Raw genomic sequence first — 16001 nt, 5'->3', positions numbered from 1 at the left:
CGGTTACGGCAAGGTTGCGGCGCCTGTTCGCGGACTGGCAGGAAACGCTTGTTGTGGGCGAAAGGTTCAGGCCTTTAGCAGGGCGGCAAGCGGCGGCCGCGAGCTATCGTCGGCTGCGAGGCGCTTGGCATGTTCCACGCCCCATTGATCGAATGGGTTCACGCCCAACAGCACTGCCTGCACAAACACCTTGTGCTCGTAGAGCGCAATCAGAGCGCCCAGGCGCCTGGCATCCAGCCTGTCGAGCAGCAACACGCTCGACGAGCGCCCGCCGGGCAGCGCCTTGTGCGCCGCCAGCGGATCGGCGGCGCTCGCGCGGCGCGGCAAACCGCGCGCCAAGGCTTCGGCCTGCGCCAGCATCTGGTGCAAGGACTCGGCATGCAGCTTCGGATAAGCGCCTGGCGCCTCGCGCGTGGCGATGAAGTCGGCGGTCAGCGCGCGGCGGCCTTGCTGCGCCCACTGCATGATGGAATGCTGGGCGCTGCTGCCGGCGCCGCCCAGCAGCGCCGCCACACCTTCGCCTGCAAGCGGGCGCCCTTGCGCGTCGGCGCTCTTGCCAAGGCTTTCCAGCTCCAACTGCTGAAGATAGGCCGGCAAGTGCTTGAGCCGCGTGTCGTAAGCCAACACAAGGTGGGCCGAACAACCCAGGAACGCCTGATTCCATAACGCGAACATCGCCATCAGAACCGGCACGTTGCGCTCCGCTGGCGCAGCGAGAAAATGCCGGTCCAGCTCGGCCCCGCCGGCGAGAAATTCGGCCATTTTCGCGCGGCCCAATACGAGCCAGGCGCTCAGCCCGGCCGAAGACCATAGGGAATAGCGCCCGCCGATGGCCTCGGGAATTCTGAACTGCATTGCGGGCCGTATGCCCCAGCCGCTCATCGCGTCGGCATTCGAGGAAACCGCGGCGAAGTGCCGCGCCGGCGCCTCAGCGCCCAGCCGCGACACCAGCCAATGCCGGGCGGCGTAGGCGTTGGCCAGCGTTTCCTTGGTGGTGAAGCTCTTCGAGCACACCACAAACAGCGTTTCTTCCGGCGCCGCCTCCGACAGCGCTCGTTCGAGCTCGACGCCGTCCATTTCCGAGACGAAATCCACCTGCGGCGCGTCGGTTTCAGCCAATGCCGAGCAGAGTAGCCGAACGCCGAGGTCGGAACCGCCGATGCCGAGATTCACAACCCGGGTGAGCGGCTTGTCGCGCGCGCCCTGCAACTGTCCGCTGCGAAAACGGGCGGCAAACGCGCTTACGCGCTCGCGCTCGTGGGCGAGAATCGGGTCCTGCGGCTCGGGCGCCCGCGCATCGGGGTGCAGCGCGGCGCGGGACTCGCTCAGATTAACAATTTCCCCATCGAACAGTGCCGCGCGCCTTGCCTCAACGTGGCGCGCGCGAGCCAAGTCCACCAACAGCCGAATGGTTTCATGAATGACCCTTTGGCGGCTGAAATCCAGAAGCAGCTCTATTGAGCCCTTCTCGCCACAGGACAGCGAATACTCAGCGAAGCGCCCGGCGCCATCCACCAACTCCGCGAGCTTCCAGGCGCGCGCGCTATCCGCGTGGGCCTCGAGCGCACGCCAGGCCGGCAGACTCACGGCAGGCGGACCCTCGGGGGCGGCGATTTGCGCAGTCCTCTGTTACAGCAGATAGATGATGGCGAGCAGGCCGGTGATCGTCATCACAATCGTGTACGGCAGCGCCATCCACACCATGCGGCCGTAGCTGAGACGGATGGCGGGCGCCAGCGCCGAGGTGAGTAGAAACAGGAAGGCCGCCTGGCCGTTGGGCGTGCCTACGCTGGGAATATTGGTTCCGGTGTTGATGGCCACCACCATGAGTTCGAACTGCGCGCGATCCAGCAGGCCGTCCAGAAGTGCTTGCTTGACCTCGCCGATATACACCGTGGCCACGAACACGTTATCGCTGATGATCGAAAGCAAACCGTTGGCGAGGTACATTACCGATAGCTGTTCGGTACCCGAAAGCGTGAAGATCACCTCCGTTACCGGCTTGAAGAGCTTCTGGTCGTAGATTACGGCCACTATGCCGAAAAACACCACGAGCAGCGCTGTGAACGGTAAGGCCTCCTGAAACGCCTTGCCCAGGCGATGCTCTTCGGTGACGCCGGAAAAAGCCGTGGCCAGCACGATGATCATCAGGCCGATCAATCCCACCTCGGTATGGTGTAACTGATGCAAACTCAGCGCCACGATCAGAATGACGGCGGCCGCGCCCTGCGCCACAAGCGCTGCATTCTGGGCCGGTCCGCGGCGTTGGGCGGCCTCGCGGTCGAAGCTTTCCAGCAAGCCACGCACCCTGGGACTGAGCTTGGTGCCGTAGCCGAACCAACCGGTCCACTCCAGCGCCAGACAGGTCAAGAGTCCCATTACCAGAACCGGCAGAGTGACGGGAGCCATCCTCAAGAAGAAATACCCGAAATCCCAGCCTGCCTCCCCAAAGGCCCGGCCGGCTTCCTTGGCCAGCAGGAGATTCTGCGGCTCACCCACCAGCGTCGTGACACCGCCCAACGCCGTGCCGACTGCGGCATGCATCATGAGGCCGCGCAGAAACGATCGGAATTGTCTGACTTCAGCTACCGTTTCCTGCGCAATCCGGGAATCGTCGGTGAGCACCGGCGCGGCCTTGCCTTCCTCCAGTTCGCTCACGACTCCGTGGTATATCCGGTAGAACCCGATCGCCACCGTAATGACCACGGCGGTAACCGTCAATGCGTCCAGGTACGCCGAGAGCACCGCAGCCACCGCGGAAAACAGCAGCGAAAGCAGCATTCTGGACCGCACACCAAGAAGAATTCGGGTAAACACGTAGAGCAGCATCTCCTTCATGAAGAAGATGCCGGCCACCATGAAGATCAGCAGGAGGATGACCGGAAAGTTCTCCAGCGTCTTGGTGTAGAGCGTGGCTGGAGATGTCATGCCCATCAGCACGGCTTCGATGGCCAGCAGTCCGCCGGGCTGCAGGGGGTAGCAGCGTAGCGCCATTGCGAGCGTGAAGATGAACTCGAGCACGAGCAGCCAGCCGGTCAGGAACTTGCCACCGGGGATGCCCAACCATTGAGACCCGAACCAGAGCACCGGGTTGACGATCAGGAAAACAATGATCGTTTGCTTGTACCAACGGGGCGAAGCACCCAGGAAATTTTGGCCGAATGCGGACGAAATAGACTGCGCCACGAAGCTCCTCCCCGTGCGGAAAAACCAGGATTCTAGCGGAAGCCGGTCAGTTTTCCTTGAAGTCCCGCAGCCAGGCCGCGCCTTGTTCGGACTTGCCGTCAATCATTTCCAGCATTTTCCGATGCGCGTCCAGGTCTTCCGCGCGGGGCTCGAAACTGGCTAATACACGCCCCTCCCGGCTCAGCGCCTGCGTCCTGGAGGTGCTGGCCCGGTCTCCCATCTTCAACTCCCCCTGCCCCATCGTCATGCGCAACCACACGCCAGCGGTGAGTCGCGCATCCTCCAGCGCGTCGTGATATCCGCGAGACTCGCGAGCCACGCCCAAGCGGATACTCAAGGCGTCCAGGTTGTTGCGCTGCGTGGGATAGCGGGCGCGCGCCATCTTCAGCGTACAGGTCAGCCCGCACAAATCGCCAAGCCTTTCCTTTCGCCCGGCGCGGCGCAGCTCGGCGTCGAGAAAGCCGCGGTCGAATTCCAGGTTATGGCCCAACAGGTCGGCGCCGCGCACGAAGTCGAGAAACTCGCCGGCCAAATCGGAGAAGCGCGGCTGGCCGGCCACCTGTTCTTGCGTAATGCCGTGTACGCGCGACGACTCCTCGGGTATAGCGCGCTGCGGATCCACCAGCCGGTGGAGGGTCCGGCCGGTAAACTGCCGCTCGACCAACTCCACGCAACCCACGGAAATGACGCGGTCACCGCCTGTCGGGTTCAGGCCGGTCGTTTCCACATCCAGGGCAACGTGTCGCAAGCTATTGCTCCTTAAGTAACCCCGTGACCGGAATTCATCGCTTCGCGCGCCAGGCGATCGGCCCGCTCGTTGCCGGGATTGCCGGCATGCGCCCGCACCCAGCGCCATTCCACCTGGTGCCGCTCGCAGGCGGCATCCAGCGCGCGCCACAAGTCGGCATTGCGCACCGGTTCCTTGCGCGCCGTTTTCCAGCCATTGCGCTTCCAGTTTGCAAGCCATGCGTTCATGCCCTGCTGGAGATACGTTGAATCGGTATGGATCACCACACGACACGAACGCTTGAGCGCCTCCAATGCCCGCAGCGCAGCCATGAGTTCCATGCGGTTGTTGGTAGTGTGCGGCTCCGCTCCGGTCAATTCGCGCTCTTGCCCCGCAGCCTGCAATATCGCTGCCCAACCGCCAGGGCCGGGATTGCCCGAGCAAGCGCCGTCGGTATAGATCTCCACCTCCCGCACAAGCCGCGATTCTACCCGTGGCAGCGAATCAGGTCTTTTCGCAGATCCGTTCCGCGGCGCGCTAATGGCCTGTAGAATCCCGCGCATGTCGATTCTTGAAGGAAAGCGGGCGCTGGTTGCGGGAATCGCCAGCAAGCGGTCTATCGCTTGGGGCATCGCGCAGCGCTTGCGTCACGAAGGCGCCGAAGTCGCGCTGAGCGCGCTGCCCGGGCGCTTGTTCGAGCGCGCCGAAGCGCTGGGGCGAGAGCTCGATTCTCCTCTCTGCCTGGCGATGGACGTAAGCAGCGATGCGTCGATCAGCGACGCCTTCGCTCAACTCGGCGATGCCTGGCCCCGTCTCGACATCCTGGTGCATTCCATCGCCTACGCACCGGCCGACAACCTCACCGGCGACTTCGCCGACAGCGTGTCCCGGGAGGGGTTTCGCATCGCGCACGACATCTCGGCCTACAGCTTCGCAGCGCTGGCGCGCGCCGCCGCGCCGCTCATGCCCGAAGGCGGTGCTCTGTTGACCCTTTCGTATTCGGGTTCCGCCCGCGCGGTGCAGAATTACAACGTCATGGGACCGGCCAAAGCCAGCCTGGAAGCGGTTACCCGGGCTCTGGCCATGGACCTGGGCAAACGCGGCCTGCGGGTAAACGCGCTATCGCCCGGACCGATCAAGACCCTGTCCGCCGCCGGAATCCCCAACTTCCGGAAAATGCTGCATCACTACGAGAACGCAGCGCCGCTCAGACGCAACGTAAGCCTAGAGGAAGTAGGCAATGCCGCAGTGTTCCTTTGCTCGGAAATGGCCAGCGGCATTAGTGGCGTGGTGCTCCCGGTGGACGCCGGAATGAACGCCGTAGGCCTCTCCTTCCCCGACTGATCCCGCTACTGACGAGACGATCGATCCCACCACTGATGGGATAGTGTTCTATTGCTTTCCCTCTCCGTGGGGAACGTCGAGGGCAGGATGCCCGAGCCGAGCCACAGGGATGTGCTTGTTGCGTGTCCCCACTGAGAGGGAACACGAAAGCACACCGAGCGCAAGTAGCTGGAGCGACGTGCATTAGCAGCCCTAGTCCAGCGTAACAAGAATCTCCTCGACAGGCAGTCGCTTCTGCCGCGGCACGATCCGCGGATAACCGATCGAAAACAAACCCACCACCATCTGTTCGCGCGCATCGACGTCAAGCAAGTCAAGAAACCGCGAGTCCCGCGTCAGCGCACCCGTGCTCCACTTGCAGGCCAGCCCACTCTCCCACAAGCACAGCATCAGGTTCTGTATGGCGCAGCAGGAGGCGCCATAGTCTTCCCGCTCGCGAAACGCATCCTCCGAGCGCCGGCAGGTTACCGCCATCCATGCCGGGGTCGCTTCCATGAGCTCGCGCCGGCGCTTTGCTGCTTCTGTGCCCCGCTTCTCCAGGGTGAGCTGTTCGGCTATGCCGGTCATGGCCTTCGCCGTATCGGGGCCGAGCAGAAAGAACCGCCAGGGTTCGGTGAGGTGATGATTCGGCGCCCAGCGGGCGGCTTCGACGGCCGCCAGCAATAGTTCGCGCGACGGCTTCTCGCGCTTGAACAGCGCCACCGTGCGGCGCTCACGCACCAGCTTGAGGCCCGGCGGTTCGGCGCTGCTCAAGCTGCCTTGGCCGGCGCGTCCCGCAGTGGGGACGACTCGCCCAAAACCCCGGTTTCACCCTCCAGCCTGGCGATCGTCACCGCGCCGCAGCTATCGCCGAACACGTTCACGGCGGTGCGCGACATGTCGAGGATGCGATCAAACACGAACAGTACGCCGATCGCTTCCACAGGCAGCCCCACCGTCGTGAGAATCACCGCGATGGCCACGAAGGAGGCCGCCGGCACGCCGGCCACGCCGATCGAGGTCAGCAGCGCCGTCACGATAATCGTGAACTGCATGCCGAAGGAGAGGTCCACGCCGAAAGCCTGGGCGATAAAGATCACCGCAACGCATTCGTAGAGCGCCGTGCCGTCCATGTTCACGGTGGCGCCCAGCGGAAGTACGAAGCCGGTGGTGCGGCTCGATACCCGCGCGTTGTCTTCGACGCAGCGCATCGTGATCGGTAGCGTGGCGGAGGAAGACGAGGTGGAGAATGCGGTCAGAAGCGCCGGGGCCATGGCCCTGAAGTGGCGCAACGGATTGACGCGCGCCAAGAAAAACAGGATCAGCGGCATCACGATCAGGAAGTGCACGGCCAGAGCCGCCAGCACGGTCATCGAAAAGACCACCAGCGGGCGGGCGGCGCCCAATCCCACATCGGCCACCACCGACGCAACCAGTCCGAATACGCCAATCGGCGCAAAGCGCATCACGAACCGGGTTACGCCCATCATGGCCTCGAAGCAGGCCTGAACGAGCTTCGTAACCGGCTCGCGCTTGGCCTTGACCAGACGCGATATGAAATACCCGAACAGAATGCAGAACACAATCACGCCGAGCATCTGGCCCTCGGAAGCGGCCTTGACGATGTTGGGCGGCACCATGCGTAAAAACACTTCGGCGACCCCGCCCTGCGCGCCTGCGACGCGCGACGCCACTTCGTCCGCGTTGGCCTGAAAGTCCAGCAGCTCCTTGACCGGGACGCCGTTGAGCACTCCGGGCTGGATCAGGTTCACGAGAGTCAGCCCCACCAGTATCGCGATCGTGGAGGTGGCCATGTAATAGAACACGGTCTTGCCGCCCAGCCGCCCCAGCGTACCGGGGCCGCCCAGCCCCGCCACGCCGGAGACGATGGATGTGGCGATAAGCGGCACGATCAACATCTTCAGCGCGTTCAGAAACAGCGTCCCGATGTAGTCGTAGACCGAATCGAAGGTCAGGCCGGGAGCCAGTTCGGCCGTATCTCCGCTAATCAGGCCAGCAAGTACGCCCAGCAGGATTCCGGCGAAAATCTGCGCGTACAACGGCCAGCGCAACGGGTTCCATGACATCATGACGATTCTCCCAGCGCGTCGGGCGCTATCCAGACCCTGGCGCGGTCACGCAGGCCGCTCCGATAGGCGTTATATTCCAGCAGAGCCTCGCGTTCCTCCAACTCGGCCTTTACCTCGTCGCGCTGCTCCCGTGCGATCCGCTCGGGCTGGCCGGGCAACACCTCTTCGACCTCGAATAGCGCGTAGCGGCCATCAAGCAGCGCAAGGCCCTGCGGGGCGTCTCCGGGCCGAGCCGCGAATATGGCGTTCAGCAATTGCGGAGGATAGTCGGCGGAATCGCGCCGCAGCTCAGGATCCTCGAATAGCTCCACGCCCTGCTCCGCCGACAGCGCACTGAAGGCTTCCGCGCCGCGCCGCCTTTCCAGCAGGGCCGCGCCCTGAGCCGAGGCGGCCGCGGCGGCCGCATCGCCGATCAGAATTTCGCGGATGCGTTCGGCTACATCTTCCAGCGGTTGCTGTTCGGAGGGCTGATGGCGCGACACCCGCAGCACAATGGCCCGGTCGGGCGCCAGTTGTATAAGCCGCGAGTTTTCGCCGAAATCCAGCACTTCCTCGCTATAGGCGGCTTCGATGACGCGCTGGTTCTTCGCGAACTCGCCCGCACCCTCGCGAGTAAAGCCCTCGATGGCGTTGAGCGGCAGCTCCAGGTCGGACGCGATCCAGGCCAAACCGTCTTCGCTCTCCAAAGCCAGGTCGGCCAATTGCTCCGCCAAGTCGAAGAAGCGTTCGCTACTTCGTCGTTCCCGCAGATCTGCCAATACATCCTCCCTGGCAGACTCGAACGGCGCAATATCCCCGCCGCGCACTCCGTCAAGGCGGATGATGTGGTATCCGAATTGCGACTGCACCGGCGCCGTGTAATCGCCCGGTTCCTGCAAGGCGAACAGCGCATCCTCGAATTCCGGCTCGAATCCACCCGGCTCGATCCAGCCCAGATCGCCGCCGGCCAAAGCCGAGCCCTTGTCTTCGGAGAGCTCCGCAGCCAGCGCGGCAAAATCTTCTCCGGCGTCCAGCCGGGTCACGACCTGCTCAGCACGCGCCAGCACGTCCTGGTCGCCTTCCGGGCTTGCCTCCAACAGAATATGGCTGGAGCGCCGCTGTGCGGGACTGATGAACTGGTCGCGATTTCGCTCATACCATTCAAGGGCATCCTGCTCGGTAATTTCGCTGAGGCCGGGCAACTGGTTTGCATTGACTTCGATGTATTCGATATCCACCGACTCGCGCGTCCAGAAGCCCGACGCGTTCATCGCGTAATACTCGGCCACTTGCTCGTCGGTAACCGAAGTCGCGTCGCGGAACGGCTCCGTGCTGACGAACAAGCCCCGTACCGAACGACTCTCCTGCACCAATTCGATATAGAAACGGAAATCGACCGGAGTAAAGAAGGCGCTTTCCTCAATGCTTCGGTAGAACTGCTGCAAGGTCATAAGGCCGCGCTGCTGCTGCTCGAAGTACGCCGGTGTCTGGCCTATGCTGGCAAGCGCGCTACGGTAGAGGTCCCGCGAAAAAGTTCCCTGGTCGAGAAAGGCGGGAACGCTCTGTATGGCCCCCGCTACGCGCGCATCCGTGGTCGTGAATCCGCGCTCTTCGGCATGCGCCCGCATCATGGTGGAATTGATCAGATCGTCCAGCACCAGCGCTCTTATCTGCTCCTCGAATTCGTCGGGCAGGGTGCCGCGGAACTCCTCCCGCAACCGTAACTGTTCGTCCTGAACCGCGCGTAGAAACTCGGTCTGCCCGATGTCCATGCCATCCACGCTGGCAACGACATTGGCCGTCATTCCCACATCGCCGCGCATCGCGCCGAAGGTCAGGACCAGTGCCAGGCCGATAACGCCGAATATGATTCCGGCTACCCAGCCGCTGAGTCGGTCGCGAATAACTTGCAGCATGAAATTGGCGCAGTTGCGCTAGCTGATGGGGTGGCGGAGTGGACGGGACTCGAACCCGCGACCACCGGATTGACAGCCCGGTATTCTAACCATCTGAACTACCACTCCGCTATGGGTGCTGAGGGGCTTGAACCCCCGACCTTCGCCGTGTAAGAGCGACGCTCTCCCAACTGAGCTAAGCACCCTCCGGCGCCGTAACCCGCGCTGTATCTGCCGCGGCAACTGACCAAGGCGCAGCCCAGGTAGCTTGGGTGGTTAGTTTACGGCATCCTTGAGGGCGCGTCCTGCCTTGAAGCCGGGAACCGATGTGGCGGCGATCTGTATGCTTTCGCCGGTGCGCGGATTGCGTCCCTGGCGTGCGGCGCGGTGCTTGACGCTGAAGGTTCCAAAGCCTACCAGGGAAACTGTATCTCCCTGTGCCAAAGCGCCGCTGATGGCGCCCAAAACCGCATCCACGGCCCTGACCGCGTCCGCTTTACCGAGACCCGCAGCAGAGGCTACGGCATCCGTAAGTTCCCGTTTATTCATGCAATTCTCCAAAAAGTATTGGCCGGATCCATCAAAAGGGCATGCTCCGATGGCATCGTTAGGACAATGAAATCCACCCCCTGATTACGGCGCGGCCGCATCGCCCCAATAGACGCAGCCAGAGCGCCCCAATCGCCGGGCATTATGTACTAATCCCGACACCCCTGCAATATTACATGCTATTGGCGCTTGACCCCCCGGTGCGCCGGATTGCCGACGGCCGGCGGGCCGCCGATTCAATGCGTTCGCGGCTGCTCTGATGGAGCGGAACCAGCGCTCGTCGAGGAAGCGGCGGCAGCGTCCGACTCCTGGTCCAGCGAGGTATCCACCTCCGGCATGCGCTCCAAGGCAAGTTCCAGCACCTGGTCGATCCAGCGCACCGGACGGATATCCAGATTGCGCTTGACGTTAGCGGGGATTTCCACCAGATCCTTGACGCACTCCTCCGGAATCAGCACGGTGGAAATTCCGCCTCTATGGGCCGCGAGGAGTTTCTCCTTCAGGCCTCCAACCGGCAGCACTTCGCCACCCAAGGTGATTTCGCCGGTCATGGCCACGTCGGCCCGAACCGGAATATCGGTGAGTGCGGAAACCAGCGCCGTACACATGCCGATCCCTGCGCTCGGACCATCCTTGGGCGTGGCGCCCTCCGGCACATGCACATGCACATCAAGCTCGGACGCAAAACTCGGCTTGAGTCCGAGCGCGGCTGCGCGCGCGCGCACCGCCGTGAGCGCCGCCTGTATCGATTCCCGCATCACTTCGCCGAGCTTGCCGGTCAGCGTAAGTTTGCCCTTGCCCGGGGCCACGGATGCCTCGATGCGCAACATTTCGCCGCCGACCTGGGTCCAGGCCAGCCCTTGCGCCTGCCCTACGCGGTTCTGGTTCTCGGCACGGCCGTAGCGGAACTTGCGCACACCGAGATACGTTTCCAGTTGCCGCGAGCCGATGCAGACTTCGCGCTTGGTGGGCCGCAGCAGTTGCTGTTTGACAACTTTCCTGCAGACACGCGCGATTTCCCGCTCCAGGTTGCGCACGCCCGCCTCCCGAGTGTAGTGGCGCACGATACTGCGCAGACCGCTGGTCGTGAATCGGAGCTCGTCGGCGCGTACGCCGTTCTGTTTCATTTGCTTGCCGATCAGGTAGTTCTTGGCAATGGCCAGCTTTTCGTCTTCGGTGTAGCCGGGGATGCGCAACACTTCCATGCGGTCGAGCAGCGGCGGCGGTATGGCAAGCGTATTGGCTGTGCATACGAACATGACGCGCGAAAGGTCGAAATCCACCTCCAGGTAGTGATCGGCGAAGGTGGAGTTCTGCTCGGGATCCAACACTTCGAGCAGCGCCGACGAGGGATCGCCGCGAAAATCCATCGACATCTTGTCCACTTCGTCGAGCAGAAACAGCGGATTTCGCACTCCCGCGCGCGCCAGGTTCTGCATGATCTTGCCCGGCAGTGCGCCAATGTAGGTGCGGCGATGACCGCGAATCTCGGCTTCGTCACGCACACCGCCCAAAGACATGCGGATGAAGGCACGGTTGGTGGCCCGGGCAATGGAGCGTCCGAGGGAAGTCTTGCCCACGCCAGGCGGTCCCACCAGGCAAAGAATGGGCCCTTTCAGCGACCGCACCCGCTTCTGCACGGCCAGGTATTCGAGAATCCTTTCCTTGACTTTTTCCAGCCCATAGTGGTCTTCCTCCAGCACCTGTTCGGCACGCTGGATGTTGCCGTTGGTCCGACGCTGCTTTTTCCAGGGCGCCTTGAGCAGCCAATCCAGGTAGTTGCGCACCACGGTGGCTTCGGCGGACATTGGCGCCATCATTTTGAGTTTGCCAAGCTCAGCCAGCGCCTTTTCCTGCGCTTCCTTGGGCATGCCTGCCTCCCTGATTCCCTTCTCCAGGGTGGAAATCTCGTTCGGAGCATCTTCCAGATCGCCCAATTCCTTCTGAATGGCCTTCATCTGCTCATTCAGGTAGTACTCGCGCTGGCTCTTCTCCATCTGCGTCTTCACGCGCCCGCGAATCTTGCGCTCGATCCTGAGCATGTCGATTTCGCTATCCATCAAGCCGACCAGGTACTCGATGCGCTTGACTGGATCGGCAATCTCGAGCACCGCCTGTTTCTTTGAGAGCGCCAATTGCATGTGCGCTGCCACGGTATCGGCCAGCCGGCCGTTATCGCCGAGTCCCGCCACGCCGGCCAGTGCTTCCGGCGGCACGTTCTTGTGCAGCTTCACGTACGACTCAAACTGGGTCAGCAGCGAGCGGCGCAGCGCTTCCAATTCCTCGTCCGTCGCCTCGGACTCGCCCTGCTCGGAAAGCGGTTCGAACTCCGCGCTGAAGAAATCCCCGTCCTGAAAAGCAGCCAGACCGGCGCGCGCCACGCCCTGCACCATGACCTTGACCGTGTCGTCGGGCATTTTCATCATCTGCAGCACGGTCGCCAGCGTGCCGACCTGGTAGATGTCTTCCACTCCCGGCTCGTCCACCTCCGGCTTGCGCTGCGCGGCCAGCAGGATTTCCTTGCCTAGAGCCATGGCGTTCTCCAGCGCAAGGATCGACGGCTTGCGGCCCACAAACAACGGCACGACCATGTGCGGATACACCACCACATCCCGCAAGGGCAACACTGCCAGCCGCCGCCGGCCCACTTCTTTGTTCGAATCCTCGCTCATTTGTTCGTCTTGCTCCGTACCACTGTCTAGCTCAAGAACCCGCCGAGATATGGGGTTCCAACAACACAAACCCAAGCGCCGGAAAGCACGGGCCGACTGCAAACTGCCCTGGTTCGTTAACCGTCTGACCCGGTCGGCCTGGCGTATTCTTCGGGCGGCTTCAGAGCCAGCGGCTCGTCCGTTTCGTACACGACGTAGGGCTTGTTCTTGCCCATGATTGCCCCGCGGTCAAGCACCACGCGGCGCGGATTCTTCATCGAAGGCAGCTCGAACATGGTATCCAGCAGCACATCCTCAAGGATCGTGCGCAGTCCGCGTGCGCCGGTCTTTCGCTGCATGGCGCGCTCGGCGATCGCCTCCAGCGCGCCGTCGTGAAATTCCAGTTCGCAATTTTCCATTTCGAACAACACGCGATACTGCTTGGTGAGCGCGTTCTTCGGCTCCACGAGGATGGTCACCAACGCCTCCATGTCCAGCGGATCCAGCGTGGCCACCAGCGGCAGGCGCCCGACGAATTCGGGGATCAGCCCATAGCGGATGAGATCCTCGGGCTCGACCAGCGACAGCAAGTCGCCCAGCCGCTGGCTCTCGTTCTCATCCCGTACCTCGGCGGTAAATCCGATGCCGCTGCGCTCGGTGCGGTTGCGGATAATGCTGTCCAGGCCCGCAAAGGCGCCGCCACAGATGAACAGGATGTTGGAGGTGTCCACCTGCAGGAATTCCTGCTGCGGGTGCTTGCGCCCACCCTGCGGCGGCACCGAGGCTATCGTGCCTTCGATCAGTTTGAGCAGCGCCTGCTGCACGCCTTCGCCGGAAACATCGCGGGTGATGGAGGGATTGTCGGACTTGCGGGAGATCTTGTCGATCTCGTCGATGTAAACGATGCCGGTTTGCGCCTTCTCGACATCGTAGTCGCACTTCTGCAGCAGTTTCTGAATGATGTTTTCCACGTCCTCGCCCACGTAGCCGGCCTCGGTGAGCGTGGTGGCGTCGGCAATCGTGAAGGGCACGTTGAGGATGCGCGCCAGGGTCTCGGCCAGCAGGGTCTTGCCGCAGCCGGTGGGCCCGATCAGCAGGATGTTGCTCTTGGCAAGCTCGACCTCCGGGGCATCCTTGTCGCGGCGCCGCGAGCGCATGCGCTTGAAGTGGTTGTAGACCGCAACCGAAAGCACTTTCTTGGCGCGGTCCTGGCCGATCACGTATTCGTTGAGAAACTTCATGATGCCGGCCGGCAGCGGCAGGGACAGCGGCTGATTGTCGTTGCGTTCCTCGAATTCCTCGCGGATGATGTCTATGCACAACTCGACGCATTCATCGCAGATGTACACCGAGGGGCCGGCAATGAGCTTGCGCACCTCGTGCTGACTCTTGCCGCAGAAGGAGCAGTAGAGGAGCTTGCGCTCGCCTCCTCCGCCACGATTATTCTTGCTGGACATTCGGTTTTACGCAGTGCGGCCGCGTGTCATGGACGCCGAGGCATTGTAACCGCCTCGCGTTAGTCGGCTTCCTGTGCGGCGTCGGCGACTTCTTCCCGGCTGGCAAGGACCTTGTCGATCAGTCCGTAGGTGCAGGCTTCCTCGCCGCTCATGAAGTGGTCACGGTCGGTATCGCGGGCAATGCGTTTCAGGGGTTGGCCCGTATGCTCGGCCAGGATGCGGTTGAGCCGCTCGCGGGTCTTCAGTATTTCGCGGGCGTGAATATCGATGTCCGAAGCTTGCCCCTGGTAGCCGCCCATGGGCTGGTGAATCATCACGCGCGAATGAGGCAGGCAATAGCGCTTGCCCTTGGCGCCGCCAGCGAGGAGCAGCGCGCCCATGCTGGCGGCCTGCCCCAGACACAGGGTGCTGATATCGGGCTTGACGAATTGCATGGTGTCGTAGATGGACAAACCGGAGCTCACCAAGCCGCCGGGGGAGTTGATATAGAGGCTGATGTCCTTGCCGGGGTTTTCCGACTCCAGAAAAATGAGTTGCGCCACCACGAGGTTGGCCATGTGGTCGTCCACTGCCCCGACCACGAACACCAGGCGTTCCTTGAGCAGGCGCGAATAGATGTCGTAGGCGCGTTCCCCGCGGGCGGTCTGCTCCACCACCATCGGGACCAGGTTCAGTGCTTTTTCGTTCATTTGCGCATTTCCTCAGGACGCAGCAAGCGCATCAGTGCAAGGTTTCGGGTCAGTGCCTGTTAACGCTACACACCGGCGAGGACGGCGGGCATGGGCTCCATGAACTCGTCGAAGCTCAAGCTCCGCTCGCTGACGCTTGCTTGTTCATAGAGCCATTCGAGCACTTGCTCCTCGCGGATTCGGGCCCGCAGGCTGCCGACAAGTTCCCGATTGCCGGACAATTCCGCGAATGCGGCCTGCGGGTCCGGAGCGCCGGCGGTCAAGGCCTGCAACTGCTCGCGCAGAACCCCCTCGTCGGGAGTGATTTTCTCCCGTGACGCCAGCTCCGCCACCAGCAGTTGCAACCGAACCCGCCGCTCGGCCGCAGCGCGCATCTCGGGCGTCTCCTCGGGCATTTCGCTCTCGTCCGGCGTCTCCTGCTCGCCTTCCGCGTCGGGTGACGGTGGCGGCCGCATGCTGGCCAGCATCTGCTGGACGTCCTGGTCCACCAGCGATTGTGGGGTGGGTCCTGCGTTGGCTTCCAGCAACTGGTCGAAGAGCGATTGGCGCTTGCGGGATTCGGACACGGTTTTTAACTCCCGCTCCAGAGTGGCGCGCACGTTGCTGCGCAGTTCCTCGATCGAGCCGCTCTCCACCCCCAGCTTTCGCACAAACTCTTCATCAAGGTCGGGGAGCTGCGGCTCGGATACGCCAATCACTTCCACTGCATAGAGTACGCGCTTGCCGCGCAGGCTTTCTTCAGGGTAATCCGTTGGCATCTTGAGCCGGAATTTCTTCTTCTGCGAGGCGGAGAGGCGCATCAGGCGCTCTTCAAGCTGGGGCATCAGGCGCGTGTCGCCGAGCACCAGCGGCACTTCCTTGAGTTCGCCGTCCTCCAGCGTTTCACGGCGCCGGGAGGCGCGCAGGTTCACCAGCATTCGATCGCCTTCCCGGGCCGGCCTGTCCACGTCCTTCCACTCCGCCTCGCGCCTGCGCAGCCGCTCGATGGTACGGTCCACGTCGCGCGGCTCTATCTCCACCGCCGGCTCTTCATAGGTCAGGGCATCCAGGCCGTTCCACTCGATTTCCGGCAGCACGTCGAAGGTGGCCTGAAATTTGAGATCGGAGCCTTCATTGACTTTCTTGGCCTTGACTTCGCCACTGCCCACGACGCGCAGTTTGCGGTCTTGCGCGCCTTCCCGAAAGCTCTGCTCTATGGTCTCGCGGGTCAATTCGTCCCAGATGTCCCGGCCGTAGCGCTGCCGGATCAGTTTGATCGGCGCCTTGCCGGGGCGAAAGCCGCGAATCCTGGTGCGGCGCTGCAGGGCCGCGAGGCGAGCCATGAATTCACCTTGCATGACGGCTCCGGGCACCTGTACATGCAACGTGCGGCGAAGTCCTTCGCCATCTTCCACCTTGTATTGGGCGCCGTCTAGTTTCATGGGATGGGTGTGGGTCGGAGCCTCTTCATGGAAT

Annotated in this window: 13 protein-coding genes and 2 tRNA genes; 1 reads left to right on the top strand and 14 read right to left on the bottom strand. The window is 62.8% G+C overall.

Annotated elements, in window-relative coordinates:
• Positions 1-66 precede the first annotated feature (66 nt).
• Genes pgi through rnhA form a run of 4 tightly spaced genes read right to left on the bottom strand, consistent with a single transcriptional unit; the run spans position 67 to position 4389 of the window.
• Positions 67-1587, bottom strand: a complete 1521-nt coding sequence (gene pgi, locus ACWCOO_RS03310) for a glucose-6-phosphate isomerase (RefSeq protein ID WP_446831544.1) — start codon at positions 1585-1587, stop codon at positions 67-69.
• A gap of 42 nt (positions 1588-1629) precedes the next feature.
• Positions 1630-3186: a sodium/proton antiporter NhaB gene (nhaB, locus tag ACWCOO_RS03305; RefSeq protein WP_446831543.1), complete on the bottom strand. Its 1557-nt coding sequence runs from the start codon at positions 3184-3186 to the stop codon at positions 1630-1632.
• Positions 3187-3232: 46 nt separating this feature from the next.
• Entirely contained in the window at positions 3233-3934 is a 702-nt protein-coding gene (gene dnaQ / locus ACWCOO_RS03300) for a DNA polymerase III subunit epsilon (RefSeq protein ID WP_446831542.1), read from the bottom strand.
• An 11-nt stretch (positions 3935-3945) separates the two neighbouring features.
• Complete coding sequence (rnhA, locus tag ACWCOO_RS03295) at positions 3946-4389, bottom strand: ribonuclease HI (protein WP_446831541.1); 444 nt, start codon at positions 4387-4389, stop codon at positions 3946-3948.
• A gap of 85 nt (positions 4390-4474) precedes the next feature.
• Between rnhA and ACWCOO_RS03290 the strand changes: the two genes are divergently transcribed.
• Positions 4475-5257: an enoyl-ACP reductase FabI gene (locus ACWCOO_RS03290; RefSeq protein ID WP_446831540.1), complete on the top strand. Its 783-nt coding sequence runs from the start codon at positions 4475-4477 to the stop codon at positions 5255-5257.
• Between the two features lie 192 nt (positions 5258-5449).
• Here the strand turns inward: ACWCOO_RS03290 and ACWCOO_RS03285 are convergent, their stop codons facing one another.
• From ACWCOO_RS03285 to tig, 10 genes are all read right to left on the bottom strand, one after another.
• On the bottom strand, positions 5450-6010 hold the full coding sequence (locus ACWCOO_RS03285; protein ID WP_446831539.1) for a nitroreductase family protein: 561 nt from the start codon (positions 6008-6010) through the stop codon (positions 5450-5452).
• Positions 6007-7326: a dicarboxylate/amino acid:cation symporter gene (locus ACWCOO_RS03280; RefSeq protein WP_446831538.1), complete on the bottom strand. Its 1320-nt coding sequence runs from the start codon at positions 7324-7326 to the stop codon at positions 6007-6009. The genes ACWCOO_RS03285 and ACWCOO_RS03280 overlap by 4 nt, the downstream gene beginning before the upstream one ends.
• Positions 7323-9221 carry a SurA N-terminal domain-containing protein gene (locus tag ACWCOO_RS03275; protein WP_446831537.1) on the bottom strand — a complete coding sequence of 633 codons (1899 nt, stop codon included), beginning with the start codon at positions 9219-9221 and terminating at the stop codon, positions 7323-7325. Before ACWCOO_RS03275 ends, ACWCOO_RS03280 begins: the two co-directional genes overlap by 4 nt.
• 31 nt (positions 9222-9252) lie before the next feature.
• Positions 9253-9329: transfer RNA gene (locus tag ACWCOO_RS03270), tRNA-Asp, on the bottom strand.
• A gap of 4 nt (positions 9330-9333) precedes the next feature.
• Positions 9334-9406 (bottom strand) — tRNA-Val (locus ACWCOO_RS03265).
• A 70-nt stretch (positions 9407-9476) separates the two neighbouring features.
• A complete protein-coding gene (locus ACWCOO_RS03260; RefSeq protein WP_446831536.1) occupies positions 9477-9749 on the bottom strand; it encodes an HU family DNA-binding protein in 273 nt (90 codons plus the stop codon).
• A 236-nt stretch (positions 9750-9985) separates the two neighbouring features.
• Positions 9986-12421 carry an endopeptidase La gene (gene lon, locus ACWCOO_RS03255; RefSeq protein WP_446831535.1) on the bottom strand — a complete coding sequence of 812 codons (2436 nt, stop codon included), beginning with the start codon at positions 12419-12421 and terminating at the stop codon, positions 9986-9988.
• 116 nt (positions 12422-12537) lie between these two features.
• Positions 12538-13857 (bottom strand): ATP-dependent Clp protease ATP-binding subunit ClpX, encoded by a 1320-nt coding sequence (gene clpX / locus ACWCOO_RS03250; RefSeq protein WP_446831534.1) that lies wholly within the window; start codon positions 13855-13857, stop codon positions 12538-12540.
• Between the two features lie 59 nt (positions 13858-13916).
• Positions 13917-14546: an ATP-dependent Clp endopeptidase proteolytic subunit ClpP gene (gene clpP, locus ACWCOO_RS03245; RefSeq protein ID WP_446831533.1), complete on the bottom strand. Its 630-nt coding sequence runs from the start codon at positions 14544-14546 to the stop codon at positions 13917-13919.
• A gap of 65 nt (positions 14547-14611) precedes the next feature.
• Positions 14612-15967: a trigger factor gene (gene tig, locus ACWCOO_RS03240; protein WP_446831532.1), complete on the bottom strand. Its 1356-nt coding sequence runs from the start codon at positions 15965-15967 to the stop codon at positions 14612-14614.
• Between the last annotated feature and the right edge of the window lie 34 nt (positions 15968-16001).

The organism is Candidatus Foliamicus sp. (genome assembly GCF_965221325.1).
Classification (GTDB): Bacteria; Pseudomonadota; Gammaproteobacteria; order Steroidobacterales; family Foliamicaceae; genus Foliamicus.
This window is presented reverse-complemented; position numbering and strand designations above follow the sequence as displayed.